At 57.5% G+C, this 15,735-nt stretch carries 15 protein-coding genes; 9 read left to right on the top strand and 6 right to left on the bottom strand.

Translation table 11 applies throughout. The annotated features are described in order from the left end of the window. The 6 genes from ACVIN2_RS23755 (at window position 1) to ACVIN2_RS23780 (ending at window position 6,858) form a co-directional block, all read left to right on the top strand. Entirely contained in the window at window positions 1-3,330 is a 3,330-nt protein-coding gene (locus ACVIN2_RS23755; protein ID WP_456767399.1) for a UvrD-helicase domain-containing protein, read from the top strand. 72 nt (window positions 3,331-3,402) lie between these two features. Continuing rightward, the gene (locus ACVIN2_RS23760; RefSeq protein ID WP_456767400.1) at window positions 3,403-3,894 is read left to right on the top strand and encodes a hypothetical protein; all 492 of its coding nucleotides are present in this window, start codon (window positions 3,403-3,405) and stop codon (window positions 3,892-3,894) included. 2 nt (window positions 3,895-3,896) lie between these two features. After that, window positions 3,897-4,382, top strand: coding sequence for a DUF7665 family protein (locus ACVIN2_RS23765; protein WP_456767401.1), 486 nt, complete (start codon window positions 3,897-3,899; stop codon window positions 4,380-4,382). Continuing rightward, window positions 4,336-4,857: a hypothetical protein gene (locus tag ACVIN2_RS23770; protein WP_456767402.1), complete on the top strand. Its 522-nt coding sequence runs from the start codon at window positions 4,336-4,338 to the stop codon at window positions 4,855-4,857. Before ACVIN2_RS23765 ends, ACVIN2_RS23770 begins: the two co-directional genes overlap by 47 nt. Before the next feature lie 12 nt (window positions 4,858-4,869). Beyond that, window positions 4,870-6,234 (top strand): hypothetical protein, encoded by a 1,365-nt coding sequence (locus tag ACVIN2_RS23775; protein ID WP_456767403.1) that lies wholly within the window; start codon window positions 4,870-4,872, stop codon window positions 6,232-6,234. A gap of 87 nt (window positions 6,235-6,321) precedes the next feature. Continuing rightward, on the top strand, window positions 6,322-6,858 hold the full coding sequence (locus ACVIN2_RS23780) for a hypothetical protein (RefSeq protein WP_456767404.1): 537 nt from the start codon (window positions 6,322-6,324) through the stop codon (window positions 6,856-6,858). Between the two features lie 250 nt (window positions 6,859-7,108). Here ACVIN2_RS23780 and ACVIN2_RS23785 read toward each other — a convergent pair whose 3' ends face one another. Further along, complete coding sequence (locus ACVIN2_RS23785; protein WP_456767405.1) at window positions 7,109-8,749, bottom strand: carbamoyltransferase C-terminal domain-containing protein; 1,641 nt, start codon at window positions 8,747-8,749, stop codon at window positions 7,109-7,111. Window positions 8,750-8,898: 149 nt separating this feature from the next. Between ACVIN2_RS23785 and ACVIN2_RS23790 the strand changes: the two genes are divergently transcribed. After that, window positions 8,899-9,744 (top strand): glycosyltransferase family 32 protein, encoded by an 846-nt coding sequence (locus tag ACVIN2_RS23790; protein WP_456767406.1) that lies wholly within the window; start codon window positions 8,899-8,901, stop codon window positions 9,742-9,744. Between the two features lie 6 nt (window positions 9,745-9,750). Next, entirely contained in the window at window positions 9,751-11,901 is a 2,151-nt protein-coding gene (locus ACVIN2_RS23795) for a family 16 glycosylhydrolase (protein ID WP_456767407.1), read from the top strand. A gap of 201 nt (window positions 11,902-12,102) precedes the next feature. On the opposite strand, the gene ACVIN2_RS23800 is transcribed toward ACVIN2_RS23795, so the two are convergent. The 3 genes from ACVIN2_RS23800 to ACVIN2_RS23810 all read right to left on the bottom strand — a co-directional run bounded on the left by ACVIN2_RS23800 (window position 12,103) and on the right by ACVIN2_RS23810 (window position 13,428). Then, the gene (locus ACVIN2_RS23800; RefSeq protein ID WP_456767408.1) at window positions 12,103-12,774 is read right to left on the bottom strand and encodes a metallophosphoesterase family protein; all 672 of its coding nucleotides are present in this window, start codon (window positions 12,772-12,774) and stop codon (window positions 12,103-12,105) included. Window positions 12,775-12,843: 69 nt separating this feature from the next. Next, the gene (locus ACVIN2_RS23805) at window positions 12,844-13,215 is read right to left on the bottom strand and encodes a DUF4870 family protein (RefSeq protein WP_456767409.1); all 372 of its coding nucleotides are present in this window, start codon (window positions 13,213-13,215) and stop codon (window positions 12,844-12,846) included. Between the two features lie 39 nt (window positions 13,216-13,254). Continuing rightward, window positions 13,255-13,428 (bottom strand): hypothetical protein, encoded by a 174-nt coding sequence (locus ACVIN2_RS23810; protein WP_456767410.1) that lies wholly within the window; start codon window positions 13,426-13,428, stop codon window positions 13,255-13,257. Window positions 13,429-13,560: 132 nt separating this feature from the next. Between ACVIN2_RS23810 and ACVIN2_RS23815 the strand changes: the two genes are divergently transcribed. Beyond that, window positions 13,561-13,797, top strand: a complete 237-nt coding sequence (locus ACVIN2_RS23815; protein ID WP_456767411.1) for a helix-turn-helix domain-containing protein — start codon at window positions 13,561-13,563, stop codon at window positions 13,795-13,797. A gap of 683 nt (window positions 13,798-14,480) precedes the next feature. On the opposite strand, the gene ACVIN2_RS23820 is transcribed toward ACVIN2_RS23815, so the two are convergent. Together ACVIN2_RS23820 and ACVIN2_RS23825 are read right to left on the bottom strand one after the other, a co-directional pair. Continuing rightward, a complete protein-coding gene (locus tag ACVIN2_RS23820) occupies window positions 14,481-14,798 on the bottom strand; it encodes a hypothetical protein (RefSeq protein ID WP_456767412.1) in 318 nt (105 codons plus the stop codon). 5 nt (window positions 14,799-14,803) lie between these two features. Beyond that, entirely contained in the window at window positions 14,804-15,676 is an 873-nt protein-coding gene (locus tag ACVIN2_RS23825) for a hypothetical protein (RefSeq protein WP_456767413.1), read from the bottom strand. Between the last annotated feature and the right edge of the window lie 59 nt (window positions 15,677-15,735).

Raw genomic sequence — 15,735 nt, forward strand, 5'->3', positions numbered from 1 at the left:
GTGGATGCCTGGGTCGATATTCGGAGGAAGGCTCGTGCCTGCCACGCGAAAGCGCTGGTGGAAACAAAGGGCGATCGCCACGCCGAGAAAGTTCTTGCTGCCGCGCTCGCGGCGGATAACCTCGAAGTCGAACCCCATGACTTCGCGCCCGGCACCCTGGGGGCGTTGAACCGCGCCTTTCGATTGGTGAGGATTCAGAAAGATCTGGAGCCCGAACTGGAGCGGGTGGTTATCGCGCATGAGATCGGGCACTTCCACCTGCATCATGATCCGCATAACGAAGTGACGGTGCGCCCCGACACCTTGGGTGGCGACCCCGTCGATAGCGGCGCGGGCAAGGTTGAAGGGTACTCGCCCACTGAGCGGAAGGAGGTGCAAGCCGACATCTTTGCCGGCGAGTTTCTCTGCCCGGGCGATTGGCTTCGTGAGCAATTTATAGACGGAAACCGGCGGCCCGAGAGCATCGCCAAGGAACTGGGGCTTCCGGTTTCGCTTGTGATGAACCAGATGGTTCGCGCCGTACTCTTGCCGCCTATCGGGCCCGCGCCTGAAATCGCACCGTCGATCGTGCATGATCTCGACGACAGTCAGCAAGCTGCGGTGATGTGGGATGGTGGGCCGCTGCTCGTGGAAGCCGGGCCGGGTACCGGCAAGACGCGAACCTTGGTCCGCCGCATTCAACGGCAACTGGACGAGCACGCAACACCTGCGTCTTTTCTGGCGCTCACCTTCTCTCGCAAGGCGTCGGAAGAAATGCGCGAGCGTATCGCGACCATGAATCCCGACGCCTCGATTGAGATGTGGGTCGGTACGTTTCACCAATTCGGGCTGGAGCTCGTGACCAAATGGCCGCTGCGCTTTGGCCGCACGGTCAACGTGCGCACGCTTGACCAGACGGGACAGCTCGAGCTCCTCGAAGCTAACCTTGAGAAACTGCCGCTGAAGCATTTTCAGAACCTGTACGAGCCCGCCTACGAGCTCGTGCCGGTTCTGAAGGTTATCTCGCGCTGCAAGGATGAAAGAATCTCTGTCGAGGATTACGAAGCCGAGGCGATTGCCTTCAAGAAGGCCGCCCGGACGGAGGAAGAGCAAGAAGACGCAGACCGTGCGCTGGAAGTGGCCGCGATCTACCGCATCTACGAGGAAGAGCTGAAGCGCGCTGATGCGGTTGATTTTGGCGATCTTGTCGTGATGGCCTGCGATCTCATCCAGCACCACCCGGAGGTGCAGGCCTACGTCGCCGGTTTCAAGCACATTCTCGTTGATGAGTTTCAGGACGTGAACTTTGCCAGCGCCGAACTCCTTCGGGCGCTCACCAAGGCTGGCGTCGATGTCTGGGTCGTGGCCGACCCGCGCCAATCGATCTATCGTTTCCGCGGCGCTGAGCCGTCCAATGTCGCGACCTTCGAAAAGACATTTGGCGGGAAGCGCCACGCGCTGGCCAACAATTATCGTTCCCACGCGCCGATTGTGAAGGCATTCGCGCGCTTTAGCGCGTCGATGAGCGGTGGCCGGATGGGAGGCACCTGGACGCCGACGCGCGGGGTAGGAAACCCGGTCACGGTCACGGCCACGCCGTCGCTTTCGGCGGAGGGCGAGGCCATTCAGCGCCGGATCGAGCAATTGCGCACGGCGGGTATTCCGTATGGCGAGCAGGCTATACTTGCCCGCTCGCACCTGACGCTCGGCCGCATCACCGGCATTCTCGAACAACTGGGCGTGCCACTGCTTTATCTTGGCGATCTTTTCGAGCGGCCGGAAGTGCGCGATCTGCTTTCGCTCTTGAGCGTCGATGCGGAACTGGGAGGGCTTGGTCTTCTGCGCGTTGCGGCACTCCCCGACTACGCGGTTCCGAAACCCGACATCCTGGCGTTGATCGCATGGTCGCGCGAGCAGAAAGAGTCGTACTTCGAAGCGCTGAAGCGTGCCGATGAAATCGAAGCGCTCACGCCCACGGGCCGGGCGGGACTGAAGCGTCTTGGCGCGGAGCTCGATGGCCTTCAGCGGGCGTCGCCCTGGGTGCTTCTGAGCACATGGTTGTTTGAGCGAAGCGACTATCTTCGAAAGTTGGCAACCGGCAACAGCACCATCGCGCAGCAGAAGTTGATTGCGATTTACCAGCTCCTGAAAGTCTGCGGTGAATATGGTGCGATGGGTCAGACCAATCGGAAGCGCTTCCTTGATCGGATAAGACGGATCGAGGCGCTTAACGAGGACACCGCGTACCGCGCCATCTCGTCGGAAGCCTCCGATCTTGACGCGGTGCGAGTCATGACCATTCACGGCAGCAAGGGCCTTGAGTTTCGGGGCGTCCATCTACCGGTGATCGCAACGGGATATATGCCGAGCACGCGCGGCGGTGGCCGCATCGAGCCGCCGCCGGCCCTGATCCGTCTTGTCATGCAGCCGGACGCGCGCGACGCCGAAGAGGAGTGCCTATTCTTCGTCGCCATGTCGCGCGCCCGCGACGTGCTGTCCATCAGCCATGCGCAAAAATATACCGAGAAGCGAAACACAAACCCCTCGAAGTTTCTGGGGTTCTTGAACGGCTTGGTGGCGCCATCAACATTTGCCGGCTCGGGCCGGACGTATACGCCAGCACGTGAATTGACGCCGTTCGCCGGAAAAGATGCCTATACCGAGCGCGAACTCGAAATCTACACGCAATGCCCCGCGCGTTACCGCAACGAGTATATAGATGGCTTGCGTGGCGGGCGGGATGAGTCTGCCTATCTGCGTTTCCATCGTTGCGTCTATAAGACCGTGGGGTGGCTGGAGGCGGAGCGCGCCGCGGGCAGGACAAAGACGATCGTCGAGGGGCTGGCGCAGCTCGCGGCAGTGTGGGCGGAAGACGGCCCGGTCGGCCACGCCTTCGAGAAGTTTCATCGCAATAATGCTGACGGCATGGTTCGCAGGATGGCCGAGGCGATCGCGCTGGAGACGGCCACCTATGACCGGCGTGACTGGTCGATACCGGTTGGCCGGCGCCAGGTGCTCATCACGCCGGACCGTGTCTTGATCGGCGCGGACGGCTCGGTCCGGATTCAGCGTATTCGCACCGGTAAGAAGACCAAGTCGGAGTCCGGCAAACGGATCTACGCGCTTCTGCGGAAGGGCGCGCAGCAGCAGTATCCCGGCCGGCGCATTACGGTCGAGGCCTTCTACCTCGCCACCGGCGAAGTGATGCTGGTTCTGCCCAAGAGCGACGACAAACTCATCGCGGAATACGCCGAGGCGATCACGGGGATCGAGCGCGGCGCGTTTCACGCGGTGCCCGAGGCGCGCCGCTGCCCGAACTGCCCGAGTTACTTCATCTGCACCGGGGCTTGACGGCACTTCCACTTTTTTGGCCGCCGCGACGCTTTCCTTGAGAGGGGCAATTGGACCCCGGAAAGGAAAGCAATGACACAGAACATCATCTTCATTCAGGTTCACGAGCGTCCCGGCGTTATCGAGGCGCAGGTGATCGAGGCCGCGACGCTCGGCGACGTCCGTAAGGCGATCGAAGCGGCTGGTGTGGTTCTCGAAGCCGAGATGCACATCTTCCTCGACGAGGCGGAAGAGCCGCTGCACGGCGATCACGGCCATGTGGTTCACGGTCTTCGCCATGGTTCGCGTGTGCACGTCAGCCGCTGCAAGCGGATCAAGACGACGGTGCACTATCTGGAGCGCACGGCGGAGCACGAGTTCGCGCCCGGCGCACGGGTCCGCGCCGTCAAGGCCTGGGCGGCGCACACCTTCAAGGTGAGCCCGAAGGACGCCGCCGAGCACGTGCTGCAGATCTGCAGGTCGACGGAGCGGCCGGCGGCAGACACGCCGCTGCACGAGCTGGTTCACGGCCACCCGTGCACGCTCTGCTTCGACTTCGTGCCGGAAAAGCGGGTCGAGGGCTAACGATGAACGCGCCCCTGCCTCCCGATCGGGTCCTGTTTGAATTTGATCTCGCCGCACCGGCGTTTCGGTGCGGCGAGCTCGAAGGCCGGTGGCGCCACCTCGCGACCCAGTGGCCGTACGCGATGTTCGCGGTCGCGGCGCCGCCGCTGCCCGGCGCGCCGGAGCAGTTCGAGTTTCGCTTCAACTGTTTGGGCTATCGCGCAACGCCGGCGTCGGCGCAGCCGTGGGATCACGCGGCGAACCGGCCCTTGCCGGGAGCGCGGTGGCCGACCGGGCCAAAGATCGTCTCGTCGGTCTTTCGGCCGGAGTGGAAGAACGGCCAGTGCCTCTATCTGCCCTGTGATCGCATGTCGATCGAAGGGCACCCCAACTGGCGCAACGAACATCCGAGCCGCCTGTGGCAGCCGGATCGCGGAATCATCTGTTACCTGGAGCAGCTTCATGGCCTTTTCTTTGACAGCGACTATTCGGGCGTTCGTAGCGCCTAGCCACCGGCTGCGGTGCGCGCCGAAGCTCTGGCGCAAAATCGTTGCTGAGCTCGAACGGCGCGGTGGCAGACGGCACGAAGCCGGCGCCTTCCTCCTTGGCGTCAATGATGGCGATCGCAAGGTTGTTCGTGAAGCCGTCTTTTACGACGAACTCGATCCGCTCGCCTATGCGAGCGGCGTGTGTGTGCTGCACGGCGACGCCTTCTCGAAGCTGTGGTCGATCTGCCGCGAAAAGAACCTGACGGTTGTCGCCGACGCACATACCCACCCGGGTTCGGCATTTCAGAGTGATTCCGACCGGCAAAATCCGATGGTGGCCCGCGAAGGCCACATCGCGATCATCGTGCCGGAGTTCGCGCGCTGGCCGATCGGCCGCGCCGCGCTCGGCGTCTACGAATATGTCGGCGATCACGTCTGGCACAACCGCGGCGGTCGGCACGCACGTGGGTATTTCTATCGCGGCTTCTGGGCTTAAGGAGGCTCTCCCATGCTTGATTCTTCCACACTCCATCGCGGCGCAAAATATTTCATGGATTCTGGGCGCGCGGCGACGCACGGCGAGGCGATGGCGATCTTGCAGAGCTTCGGCCTCACCATTCTGGTGGGCCCGGACATTGCGACCTCGCGCGATGAGCAGGTGGCGTTGTTGACATTGGTCAATGCGGCGCGCCGGAGCTTTCTCGCCGGCGTGACGGTCGTCGGCGTGCCGAAGGACGCCAAGTCGGTGACGCGGCTGACGCGGCCGGGAAGCCTCACGCGGGCGCTCAAGGAACTGGGCGGGCGTGTGGCCCGACGCCCCAGGCGGGGCTGGCCGATTGCCGTCATCGGTAAGGTGCCGGCTCCGGTCTCGAAGCGGGCGGCGTGGCGATTGGCCTGGTCGGGGTGGCGTGGTGGCGTCGTGCCGGCACGCGCCGGTGATGCGGCAATCGTCGAGGCCGCGGTACCGCTGACGCCGATGCTTGCGGCGGCGTGCTGCGCGGCCGAAGCCTTCGCCTACCATGCCAAGGATCACGCAATGGCCGGGCACCGCACGCTTGGCATGTCTCTTTGGAATCCGGGTGCGGACTGGCTGGCCCAAGACCCGTCCGAACCAGCCTTGAGCTGGCTGCCTTCGCGGCTCTGGCTGATTGGGCTCGGCAATCTTGGGCAGGCCTATGCTTGGGCGTTGGCGGCGTTACCGTACACGGATACCAAGGACGTCAAGCTTGTCCTTCAAGACGATGATCGCCTCACTACCTCCAACGACAGCACCTCGCTGCTGTCGTTCCTCAAAGATGTCGGGCAACGCAAGGCGCGCAGGATCGCCGCCTGGCTTGACGAGCGCGACTTCGATACGGCCGTGGTTGAAAACCGGTTCGGCCCGTGGACCACGCGCACGCCGGATGACCCTGCCGTCGCGTTGTGCGGTGTCGATAATCCCAACGCGCGGGCCGCGCTTGAACGCCCGGGCTTTGGCCTCGTGGTCGAGGCCGGTCTCGGGGCTGGGCCGGAAGCGTTCCGCAGTTTGTCACTCCACACCTTTCCGGGCTCCGAGCGCGCGGAGAACATCTGGGGCGGCGACACGCCTCCGGCCACGCACAGCGTCGAAAACTTGCCGGCCTATGAGGCGCTGCGAGAAGCCGGCGCGGACGCGTGCGGGCTGACGCAACTCGCATCCCGGACAGTCGGCGCTCCGTTTGTTGGCTTGACCGCAGGCGTGATGGTCGTCTCCGAGCTGCTTCGCCGGCTCCACGGTGGCGCGGCTTTCGAGGTGTTGGCCGGGTCGGTGCTGGCGCTTGAGTCCGTTGAAGGTGTGGCCCAACCGGCGCCGCCTTACGCCTTCGGGCACGTCGAGGCCGCAATCGAGAGATGATCATGGGCGCCTTGCACTATATAAGGTGGTGCAGGCGGTTCGGCGGGTGAGCTGACAACGGGTGATTTTTGACCCTGGGGAGGGCGCATGGTTTCGCTGGCGGATATCAAGAAGGATCTTCCGGAATGGCCGGACGATGTCATCGAGCAATGGCTGCTTTACTTCGCTAATGAACCCGATTGCGGTTGGCCGCCGCCGGAGCCGCTTGGTGCCCATCGTTGGGCCGGGCTTCTCGGTGGAAAGCCGCTGTCGTGGTGGAAGCAGGTGACATGGAAGAAGGTGACGACTCGCTGTGGTCTTGACGATCTGGCATCGAAGGCCAAGGCTGATGTCTCGGACATTGTGACCAAATTCAACGCCGGCCAAGCTGACGCGAGTACCAAGAAAAGGGTGGCGCAGCCTTGGATTTACATTCGCGACAACGGGACCTTTCCACGCGCACCCGTCACCATGCAGCGGGCCGACGGCATGAGTCTGATCGACGGGGCGCACCGCATGGCCGCGTTCGTGCTTTTCCAGTCGCTGTCGGACGCTGATCTCGCTAAGATCAACGTAAAAAGGCCTTCGATCAATCAGACTGTCTGGCGAGGTGAACACTGCAAGGGCGAGCTCCCCGACCACTAAAAACCCACACGGCTCAATCGACGCGGCCTTCTGCGGTGCCCAGAGTTTTCACCCAGAACTTACGCAAATGGAGTCGGTCCGCTAACCGATAAGGTCGTTGGCAAATGGAGTAGGTCTGCCAACTGATAGCTTTGGTCGCAACTGGAGTCAGTTCTTCAACTGATAAGGTTTCTAACAAAAGCTTATCAGTCCAGCCTTGGCAATGATCGGCGCCGAGAAGGGAAACTGCGGCTGTGTCTCGATGAACACGCTAAGCGTGGCTCTTCATGCGCGTTGGATTCACTATACCGCCGCTTTTCAGATAGGCCTGATAATACGTGGATGACTTTAAGAGATACGCGGTACCCTCTACCACGAAGCCATCCAGACTGTGATCCACGGCATAAGTCGAAAGGTCGTCTATTTTATTTATGAAACCTCTGCCGCTGAAATTCAGGGACGTATTGCATAGAACACCATACCCCGTGAGGATCTTGAATGCGCTAAGCAACTCATAGAGTTGCTTGTTAGTCCCGGCTGTTACCGTCTGAATGCGAGCGGTTCCGTTAACGTGGGTGACGGCCGCCAAGGCATTCGTCTTAGCTCGTTGTGTGAAAAGCATGTGAGGACTCGCCCAGTCACAGCCAAACCAAGCTGCGGCGTCTTCCTCTAGGCAAACAGGCGCAATTGGGCGAAATTGTTCGCGCTGCTTGATGTTGTTTAAGCGTACTCTCGTACTATCCTTGAAAGGTGCCGCGAGAATCGATCGGTTACCCAATGCGCGGGGCCCAATCTCATATTTGCCGTTCACCCACCCGAGAACGAGATTGCCCGCAAGCATTTCTGCAATCGTCTTGTAGTTCGTCTCGAAGATGTCGTACTGCGCCCGATCAAATGTGCCGACTTTGTTGAAAGGCAAGCCCGCGTATACATTCCATTCGATTTTTGGATTGCCAGTGAAGTGAAACTGGGCGTCTATCGCCGTTCCGACCGCTGAGCCCGAATCATTCGCAACAGGAGGTACGAAGACTTCAGTGAAAAGCCCTGTGTCCTTCCACTTCGTGTTCCAGTCGCAGTTCAGACCGCATCCGCCCGCAATGAGAAGCGGCATTCGTCTTTTCAAGTTGACTCTAGCGAACTGATGGAAAATGTCGAAAATCTTGTCGCTGAAAATGCCAGCGAAATTCCGAAACTCGAAATCTTCCACCCCAACATCACGGTAGGGCAGTTGTTCGAGATCATCGTATTCGCATAGCTGCCGGTTCGGCCCCTCTAATAGAAAATCGAGTAGTATCCTTTCTTCGGGCGAAGGCACGCTGCGCTTGGAAAATGAGGCCAAGGCCATAAGCTTTCCAGCATCAGAGATTCGAAAGTACGGCGTGTTTTTTGGAAAAGTTGGATCCGCCAAGCCATAAAGCATCGAATATCTATTCCCTGGCTTATCAAGCACCTCGCCAATCGACGTGATGTTCAGATCCGAATCGATTTCATAGAACGCGCCAATGGCTCCCTCCCAGACTAAGGCGTAGCAAGGAGTGCCCTTTGGCAACGGTGACATCCCGAACGCGCCAAGTATGTGAGAGCGCTCATGGGAGGATGAAAAATAGTGTATCGGCTTCCCCAAGAGATGGCGCTGCCTCACGATAACTTCGCTCTTGGATACGCCGCGGTAGCTAGCATGCGTGGTTGCCCCGCGAACATATTCAAATTGGTCTCGGGGCCACCAGCCGCCTGTGCAAAGGATATCTGGGATTTCAGTGAGTTCGCTCAGAGTGTTGAATACATCGCCACTTGATATGGGTGAGAATCGGTAATTCGAGTCTTTCTCTGCTTCAATGGACATTACTAATCGGGCGTCCTTGAGGTAGGCGATAGCTCCATCATGCCCTGGGTTAAACGAAAGAATATTCATACTGCCGTTGTCTCCAATCGATTGCGCAGTCAATGCTCGCCAAACCAGCCGCCGTTGAGAGGCCAATACGTTCTTCTCTCTAGAAGTAGTTCAAACTATACATTACATTTGCGTGCAGATGGCAAGCATTGAAACTAATACGATAGATCATGATCAAAAGCGATATGACGGATGGGCCGGACCACCATCGACAGAGATCGGAGTTTATCCGAGGACTCGTTCAGCGCCCTGCCGCGGAGATCATGGCTCGCGATCGTTACGTGCAAGGTCCGCCTAAGACCATCGTACAGTTTTGGCACGATCTGCAGGAATTGCCGACGGACATAGAAGAGTGCATCGCCTCGTGGAGGCGTTGGACCGATAGCGGATTCAAGCATCTCTTGTTCGACGAGCGAAGTGCGAGGGCGTTCATTCGCGGCTCTTTAGGTCGCCGCCACGAGTATTCCTTCGATCGGTGTTACCACCCAGCCATGCAAGCCGACTACTTTCGCTTGTGCTATCTGTTGGTGGAAGGTGGTTTCTATGTCGACGCCGATGACGTTTGCATTGGCTCCCAAATTCACTGGCTCTTCGATGATGGCCGATTGAAAATTCACCCACTTTGTTACGATATTGCTGCAGCAAGCATGGTGAATACAGGCAACTTCCTTGCCGATGGCGCTCACCGACCTCATTGGATCTTTTACGTCAACAATAATCCACTCGTTACTAGCAAGCGGCACCCGATCATCAAGCTTGCGTTACAGCGAGCCACAGAGCGCCTTGAGAGTACAGCTGATGGCGAATTGCCAGAGATACAAGAAACGACTGGGCCAGGGAATCTGTCTAGGTCGATTTTTGAGCTCGGTGCTGCTTCCGAAGCGCTAGAGCGCGACCTCGTAGTGCTACGAGACTGGGATTCATTCGCAATTTCTAGGTGGCCCTTGAGCTATCGCGATGACGCCAGAAACTGGCGTCTTTCCAACCAGAAGCGGCTTGAGCGCGATCAAAAGTAATTTGCAATGAATCTGACCAAGCCACTTCGCGCGTCTTCCAGAATTCTACATTACCTGCTTTTGAAGCTACGAAGGCGCTTGCCACGCAGGCAATCGAATGTGTTCGTGTCTGGCGACTCCGTGCGGTCGGGCGTCTCTCAGATATATGTTATAAATCTAGATCGGCAGCCCGAGCGTTGGATTGACGTGCTAAGCGAGCTCGGTTGTGTGCTGGATTCCGACGGAATTTCGCTGACTGAGCGAACCAGACGATATTCTGCGATCGACGCTCAGAGCGCTTCAGATCACACAGTAGAATCAAAGGACATTGATCCGTTTTATACTCTTGCTGATCAGCTCTATGTTGAGCCGCAACCTCTCGCGCTGCCCGACGAGTTTGACCTAGCTCGTCCGATTCGCATGAGTAAGGCAGAAATCGCAATCGCTTGCTCGCATATTAGTGTTTGGCGGGATATTGCGCAGTCCGCTGCTCCCTATGCCCTTGTAGTTGAGGACGACGTCTGGTTGAAATTGAGTTTCGCTCGCGTTGTCGATCAGGCTTGGCAAGAAATGAAGTCTTCTGACCAGGCAGAACCAGCATTTGACATGCTGTACTTATCTTATGCGGAGGCGCGTCACGGCGCCCCAAAAGAACTGATTTCCAGAAACTTGTTTCGTCCGGAACGCGGGCTTTGGTTCTTGTCCGGCTATGTTCTCTCGAAGAACGGGGCGCAGGCACTCCTTAACCTGCTCCCGTGCCGTGGTCCGATTGACCTCTGGATCAATCAAAAATTCCAAGAGATCGATGTGCGCGCCTTACGTCGTCCAGTGATCCATCAGCGTGCTGATCTCTTATCGACGAACTCTTATTCGATCCTTCCCTCTCTGGCAAAAATCGGCGTTATCGATCATGGCAGCGCTGCACTATTTCATCAACGGCCGCACCATTTTCCGGTGTTTGCGTTTGGCAAACCGGGGACCGGGCTATCATCCCTTGCAATGGCGCTCTCTATGCTCGGCTACAGGTGCTGTAGTGATGTAGATCGGATTTCGGAAGTAGAATTTCATAGGCTGCTCGCTGGATCGCGAGCTACGTTCGATGCCTACGTTAACGTGGGTCAGCTAGTGCCCGAATTGCACAAGCTCGTTTTGCGCTACCCGCACGGAAAGTTCATCGTCACAGGAAGTGACGATGGTGGCGATACATATATCAAGGACTTGTTGGAAGCCTTGAAGAGAGTCGATGTCGCTATATTAGAGCGAGAAGATGCTCGCACCTGGCGGGTGCTTTGCGAACACCTGAGATTATCCCCACCTGTGGCGACCTACCCAGTTATCCCGGAGATCGGACAACGTAAGTATCGGGAGACGGCAAAGTCGACTTTGAGAGTGCGAGCAAGGCCTCTTCGCTACGATCGGATGCCATGGATTGTAGAGTCTGGAGCAGGGTGGGATGGAATAAACGCGATCACTACCGAGCGGTTGGCCTTCCGTTCGAGGGTAGTCTTCGATGACGATCTAAGCGATATCCGATCAGCACGGTGGCTACTGAGGAGTGATACATTTCCCGGAAATCTCGGACTGTTTCGACCTGCTAACGTGTCCGCGCGGTCGGAGGGCGGTGCGTCATTCGCCGTTCGCCGAGAATCGCTCGGTGTTCGCGAGTTCAGTGCCGCGGCGATCTCTAGCCGGGAAAGCTTTCTGTACGGAAGGTTCGAAGCGACACTACAAGCGACAAACGTGTCGGGTCTGGTGACAGGCTTCTTTCTCTACCGCGCGTCGCCTCGTCAGGAGATCGATATTGAAATAGCGGGCAACCGTCCGACGTGTCTGGTTGTCAATGTCTTTTATAACCCCGGCTCAGAGGGGGCAAAGTTTGACTATGGCTATCGCGGAACGCCGGTAGCTATTTCATTAGGATTTGATGCGTCCAAAGCACTGCATCGTTACGCGATCGAATGGGATCCTTGCGAGATCCGATGGCTAGTTGATGGCAACTTGGTTCATCGGCGCGGCATATGGAATCCAACGCCTATTCCACACCTCCCCATGACGCTTCACGCAAATACATGGCCAAGTCGCTCGCAAGAGTTTGCGGGTCACCTAGCAGTTGGCAGACTACCTGGCTCCGCGAGCATTCGAGACATAACCGTTGATGCAAATAAGGTCGATATTTAGCTCACCTTTGGTGCGCTCTATATTGGGATCGGATGCGAACAGGATGCTGGTTCTTTCGTGCCCTTCAGGCGCTTGCGCAGCTCGGTCTCGTTGAAGAGCTGATTGAAACGAAGATCTTGCGTGTGCCACCTTGAGCGCGTTGCTGCCGAACAGCGCCAAGCCTTGCGCGGCGCAACTGATAAGGTTTGGTCGCAAAGCTTATCAGTTGCCGTTGTGGCTTGTGGAGAGAAACCCGATTGGAGTCGTCTTGTGAGTATCAAAAATTGCAGAAGTAAGAGCGCGGCCGTACACGGCACCAGTATCGATATTTAGTCTGTTGATACGCTGATCTGGATTACCGCCGGGGATCGGCGTGTGGCCGTGCACGATCAGTCGCCCGAAATCGGCGTTGCTTGATAGAAATGGCTCCTTGATCCAGAGAAGGTCGCGCTGGCGTTGCTGATGTAACGGCTTGTCGGGGTGTACACCCGCGTGGACGAAGAATCTCATCCCGTCATCATGGAAGAGGGGTAGCGAACGAATCCAGTCGATGTGCTTCAGAGGAATGTCTCCTGGGGCCCTCGCTTTATAGCTCTTTAAAGTGGATTGAGCTCCGTTGTGACGCCATTGGAGTTCTGCGTCCTTGCCTTCGAGCGCGGCGAGTAGCAGATCCTCGTGATTGCCGCGCAGACATATGATCTCATCCGGCGACCATTTCTGAAGATCCATGAGGAATTCGACGACCCCACGGCTATCGGGTCCTCGATCAATATAGTCTCCCAGAAAGATGAGCTTAGAGCGTCCTTCGCCCGCATCACGCTCGCAGAGCTCGACAAGGCGCTGGAGTTGATCCAGGCATCCATGAACATCGCCGATGGCGTAGGTCTTGCTCAAACCGAACCCAACAAGACAGAGCTTCGATACTTCAGGCGATGCCTCCGTTGCTGGGACATCGTTATTGCACTACCCAAATAGCCAGGACGTTGGCGCGGGAATCGGGCGTTGATCGTGGAGCAGAATCGCGCCTTTGATGATGCGGACCAGGGTCCAGATAGTCCACCATAGTATGATGGGGGCGCCGACAAAGAAATAGAGGAGGGCGAAGCCGGCAACGAAGTACAACAGTCCGATCCAGAAGGTGCGGATTTGGAACTGGAAGTGGCTGCGCCACACGTCGCCGGCCGTAGTTGCCTTAACGTACGCGATGATTAGGCCGATGATCGTCGTGATGACCGTAAAGAAGCCCAGCGCGTAGAGAGCGTATACGGCAAAAGCGTAGCCTCGGTCGTTGGCTGGTGGCGGTGTTTGGGTAGACGTTTCCGGGGAAGTATTCATTTTAGTAGCCCTTATTTGTAGTGTCGGCGATCGTTGGCTCTATTTGTGCTTCTGCCGCTCGGCCAAGACGAGGTAGCCACCCGCCGCCGCGATGAGCAGGGCCATGAAGGTGATCGCCGTCCGGTCACGCATGTCGTAACCAAGGGCCCAGAGCACTACGGCGCCTCCGGCGAGTAGGCACCAGGGCCACCATTGTCTCGTCAGATTGTTCATTTGCTTCCTCGGGATGTAAGTTCGGACTGGCTGGGATTCTGTCAACGCTTTGGTCAATTACGGTCGTTAATACCGATTTTTTAGGTATCTGAAAAGTCGGTTTATTTCTCTAGCCCCCTTCCGGGAGGCTGGATGCCAAAGACGGTCGCGTCACCGATTCAGAAGAAGCTCGCCGCCATGCTGGTCGAGCTCAGGAAGGATGCTGGTCTGCGCCAAGTGGATCTAGCCGAGAAGCTTGGAGTCTATCAGTCGTGGGTGACGCACATGGAGTCCGGTCAGCGCCGAATCGATGTGGTGGAGCTCATTGAGCTGGGGCGAGCCATTGGATTTGATCCGGCCGAGGTGGTACGAAGGCTGAATAAACGCTGATTGATTCCGACCGATATCGATCTCGTAATGCGATATCGGCCATTTTTCGGCACTAGATGCATCCTGGCAAGGCGCCATGCCGTTTGGGCGAAGCTTAAGGCTTCCACGCCAAACCTAGAGTCTGTTTGGAAAGCTAATTGAATTGCATGGAGTCCGACATGAAGAATGTTGGAGTTGGTTACAAAAGCGGTCGCAATGTATGAGGAAATATAAAAAGAAAAGGCTGCGAGACGGTTAATCTCGCAGCCAGTGAAAAATACTACGATGGACCGGGTAGCTAATATAAATCCTACGATACCGATTCTTGTCGTTTCGGCCTTCGCTAGAAACCGTGCTCTCGCTCGCGCTTGTCCAGAATGTACCAATAGGCGATCAGCGCGGATGGAAAGCGCTTTGCCGCCAGTTGGCGATTAATCTCGTCGGCGACATCAGCCTTGCTCATGGGATTCACCTCCTTCCCGTGAGTGATTGAGGGTGATCCTAGGCGGAGTATTCGCGTCACTTCGCCTCGACACTATATAAATGGCTTAAATTAACGATCGTTCAATGCCTCGAACTGAATTTGTACTCGATAGGCGTCGTTGATCCGCTTCTCCAGTCTTGCGATCCGATCCGGGATATCGTCGAAATCATTGGCGCTATCTTGCGGTAATCGGCGCGCGGATCCGCTCGCAACGATCGAACTATTTCGTGTCACCGAGCGGCAGGATGTCGTCTATTTCAGGAGGGTGCGCGACGCCATGCGCGTTCGGATCTGACGCGATCGCGGCACCGGGAGTGCCTTTCCCAATGCACCAAGCGCGTACCTTCAACGTATTGGTCTGCTCGATGCGCTTGGCAATGTTGTCCTTGGCGTTCTTACATTGCGGCATCGTGTTGAAGTCCATAACGGATGTTGATTGCAACGTCCATACACGGTGATCGTCGGCGGTGTTCTTCACCTTGTCCGGAATCTTGTTGGGTGGAGTGATGAAAAACATGATGAAGAGGATAAAGTTCATGGGCGTCAACGCGGGTTGGCAGTTGGAAGATTCTGAATGCTTTGCTGCAATTGAAGAAGGTCGAGTCTCGTCTTTGTCTCTGGCGATATGCCGCCCGGCACCTCCCGCGCGACGGCGGATTTCGTTGGCTTCCAGACTCCTTTTTTCTCAAAATCATCCGATGGAAGCGTGTTCGTGTAGATGACCTCAGCGCGGGCGGCGTTGTGCGTTATGGTGATGGTCAAAAACTGATCGGTCCAATACTGACCGGATGCCGAGGCGAAATCCGTCCCCAATGGAAATGTGTAGGTGAACGCGCCACCGATATCGTACTTTATATATATCTCGGCCGTGTAGCCTTGATTGTCGACGACCGCCAAATTGTTGTGGCCGTTTAGCGCGGCCGTCGTGCTGGCGACGAGCCATTTACGAACCTGCAGATTCGTCACGAGGGTGTGCGAGGCTGAGGACCAATGTTCACAATCAACGGGAAGCTTTTGGTTAATCAGGTCCTCGGATCTGAGATTATAGCTGACTTTTCCGTCTTGATGCGAGCGCGCGTCTACCCCGGCGCCAGGCGCTCCGCCGGCGATGGCGGCGCCTAGGCCCCATGAACTGATGTAATTACCCGTCGCGCCGTTCTTTCCCGTAAAACCGGCCTTCGCGGTGATTTCCCCGTCGACCTTGGGCTGAAGGGCGACCGCCACGGTGTAGTCTGCGGCACTGTAGCGCGGGTGTTTAATAGTCGCGAGCTCCCGATAACCCGATCGGAGTTGGCACGTCGTGTAGCGCAGGATTTCATCGATGGGGAATTGGTAGTCTTCTGGAAGCGACGGTAACGCGGTGCAACCGCTCAGACAAACGAACACGGCCGACGTAAACGCGGCTCCCCAGCGCATGGTAGTACTCCCTGCCGGACACGAGCTTAGCGTGTTGATCTTGGAAGTAAAGCCAACCG

Source organism: Bradyrhizobium sp. USDA 3650 (assembly GCF_054057395.1).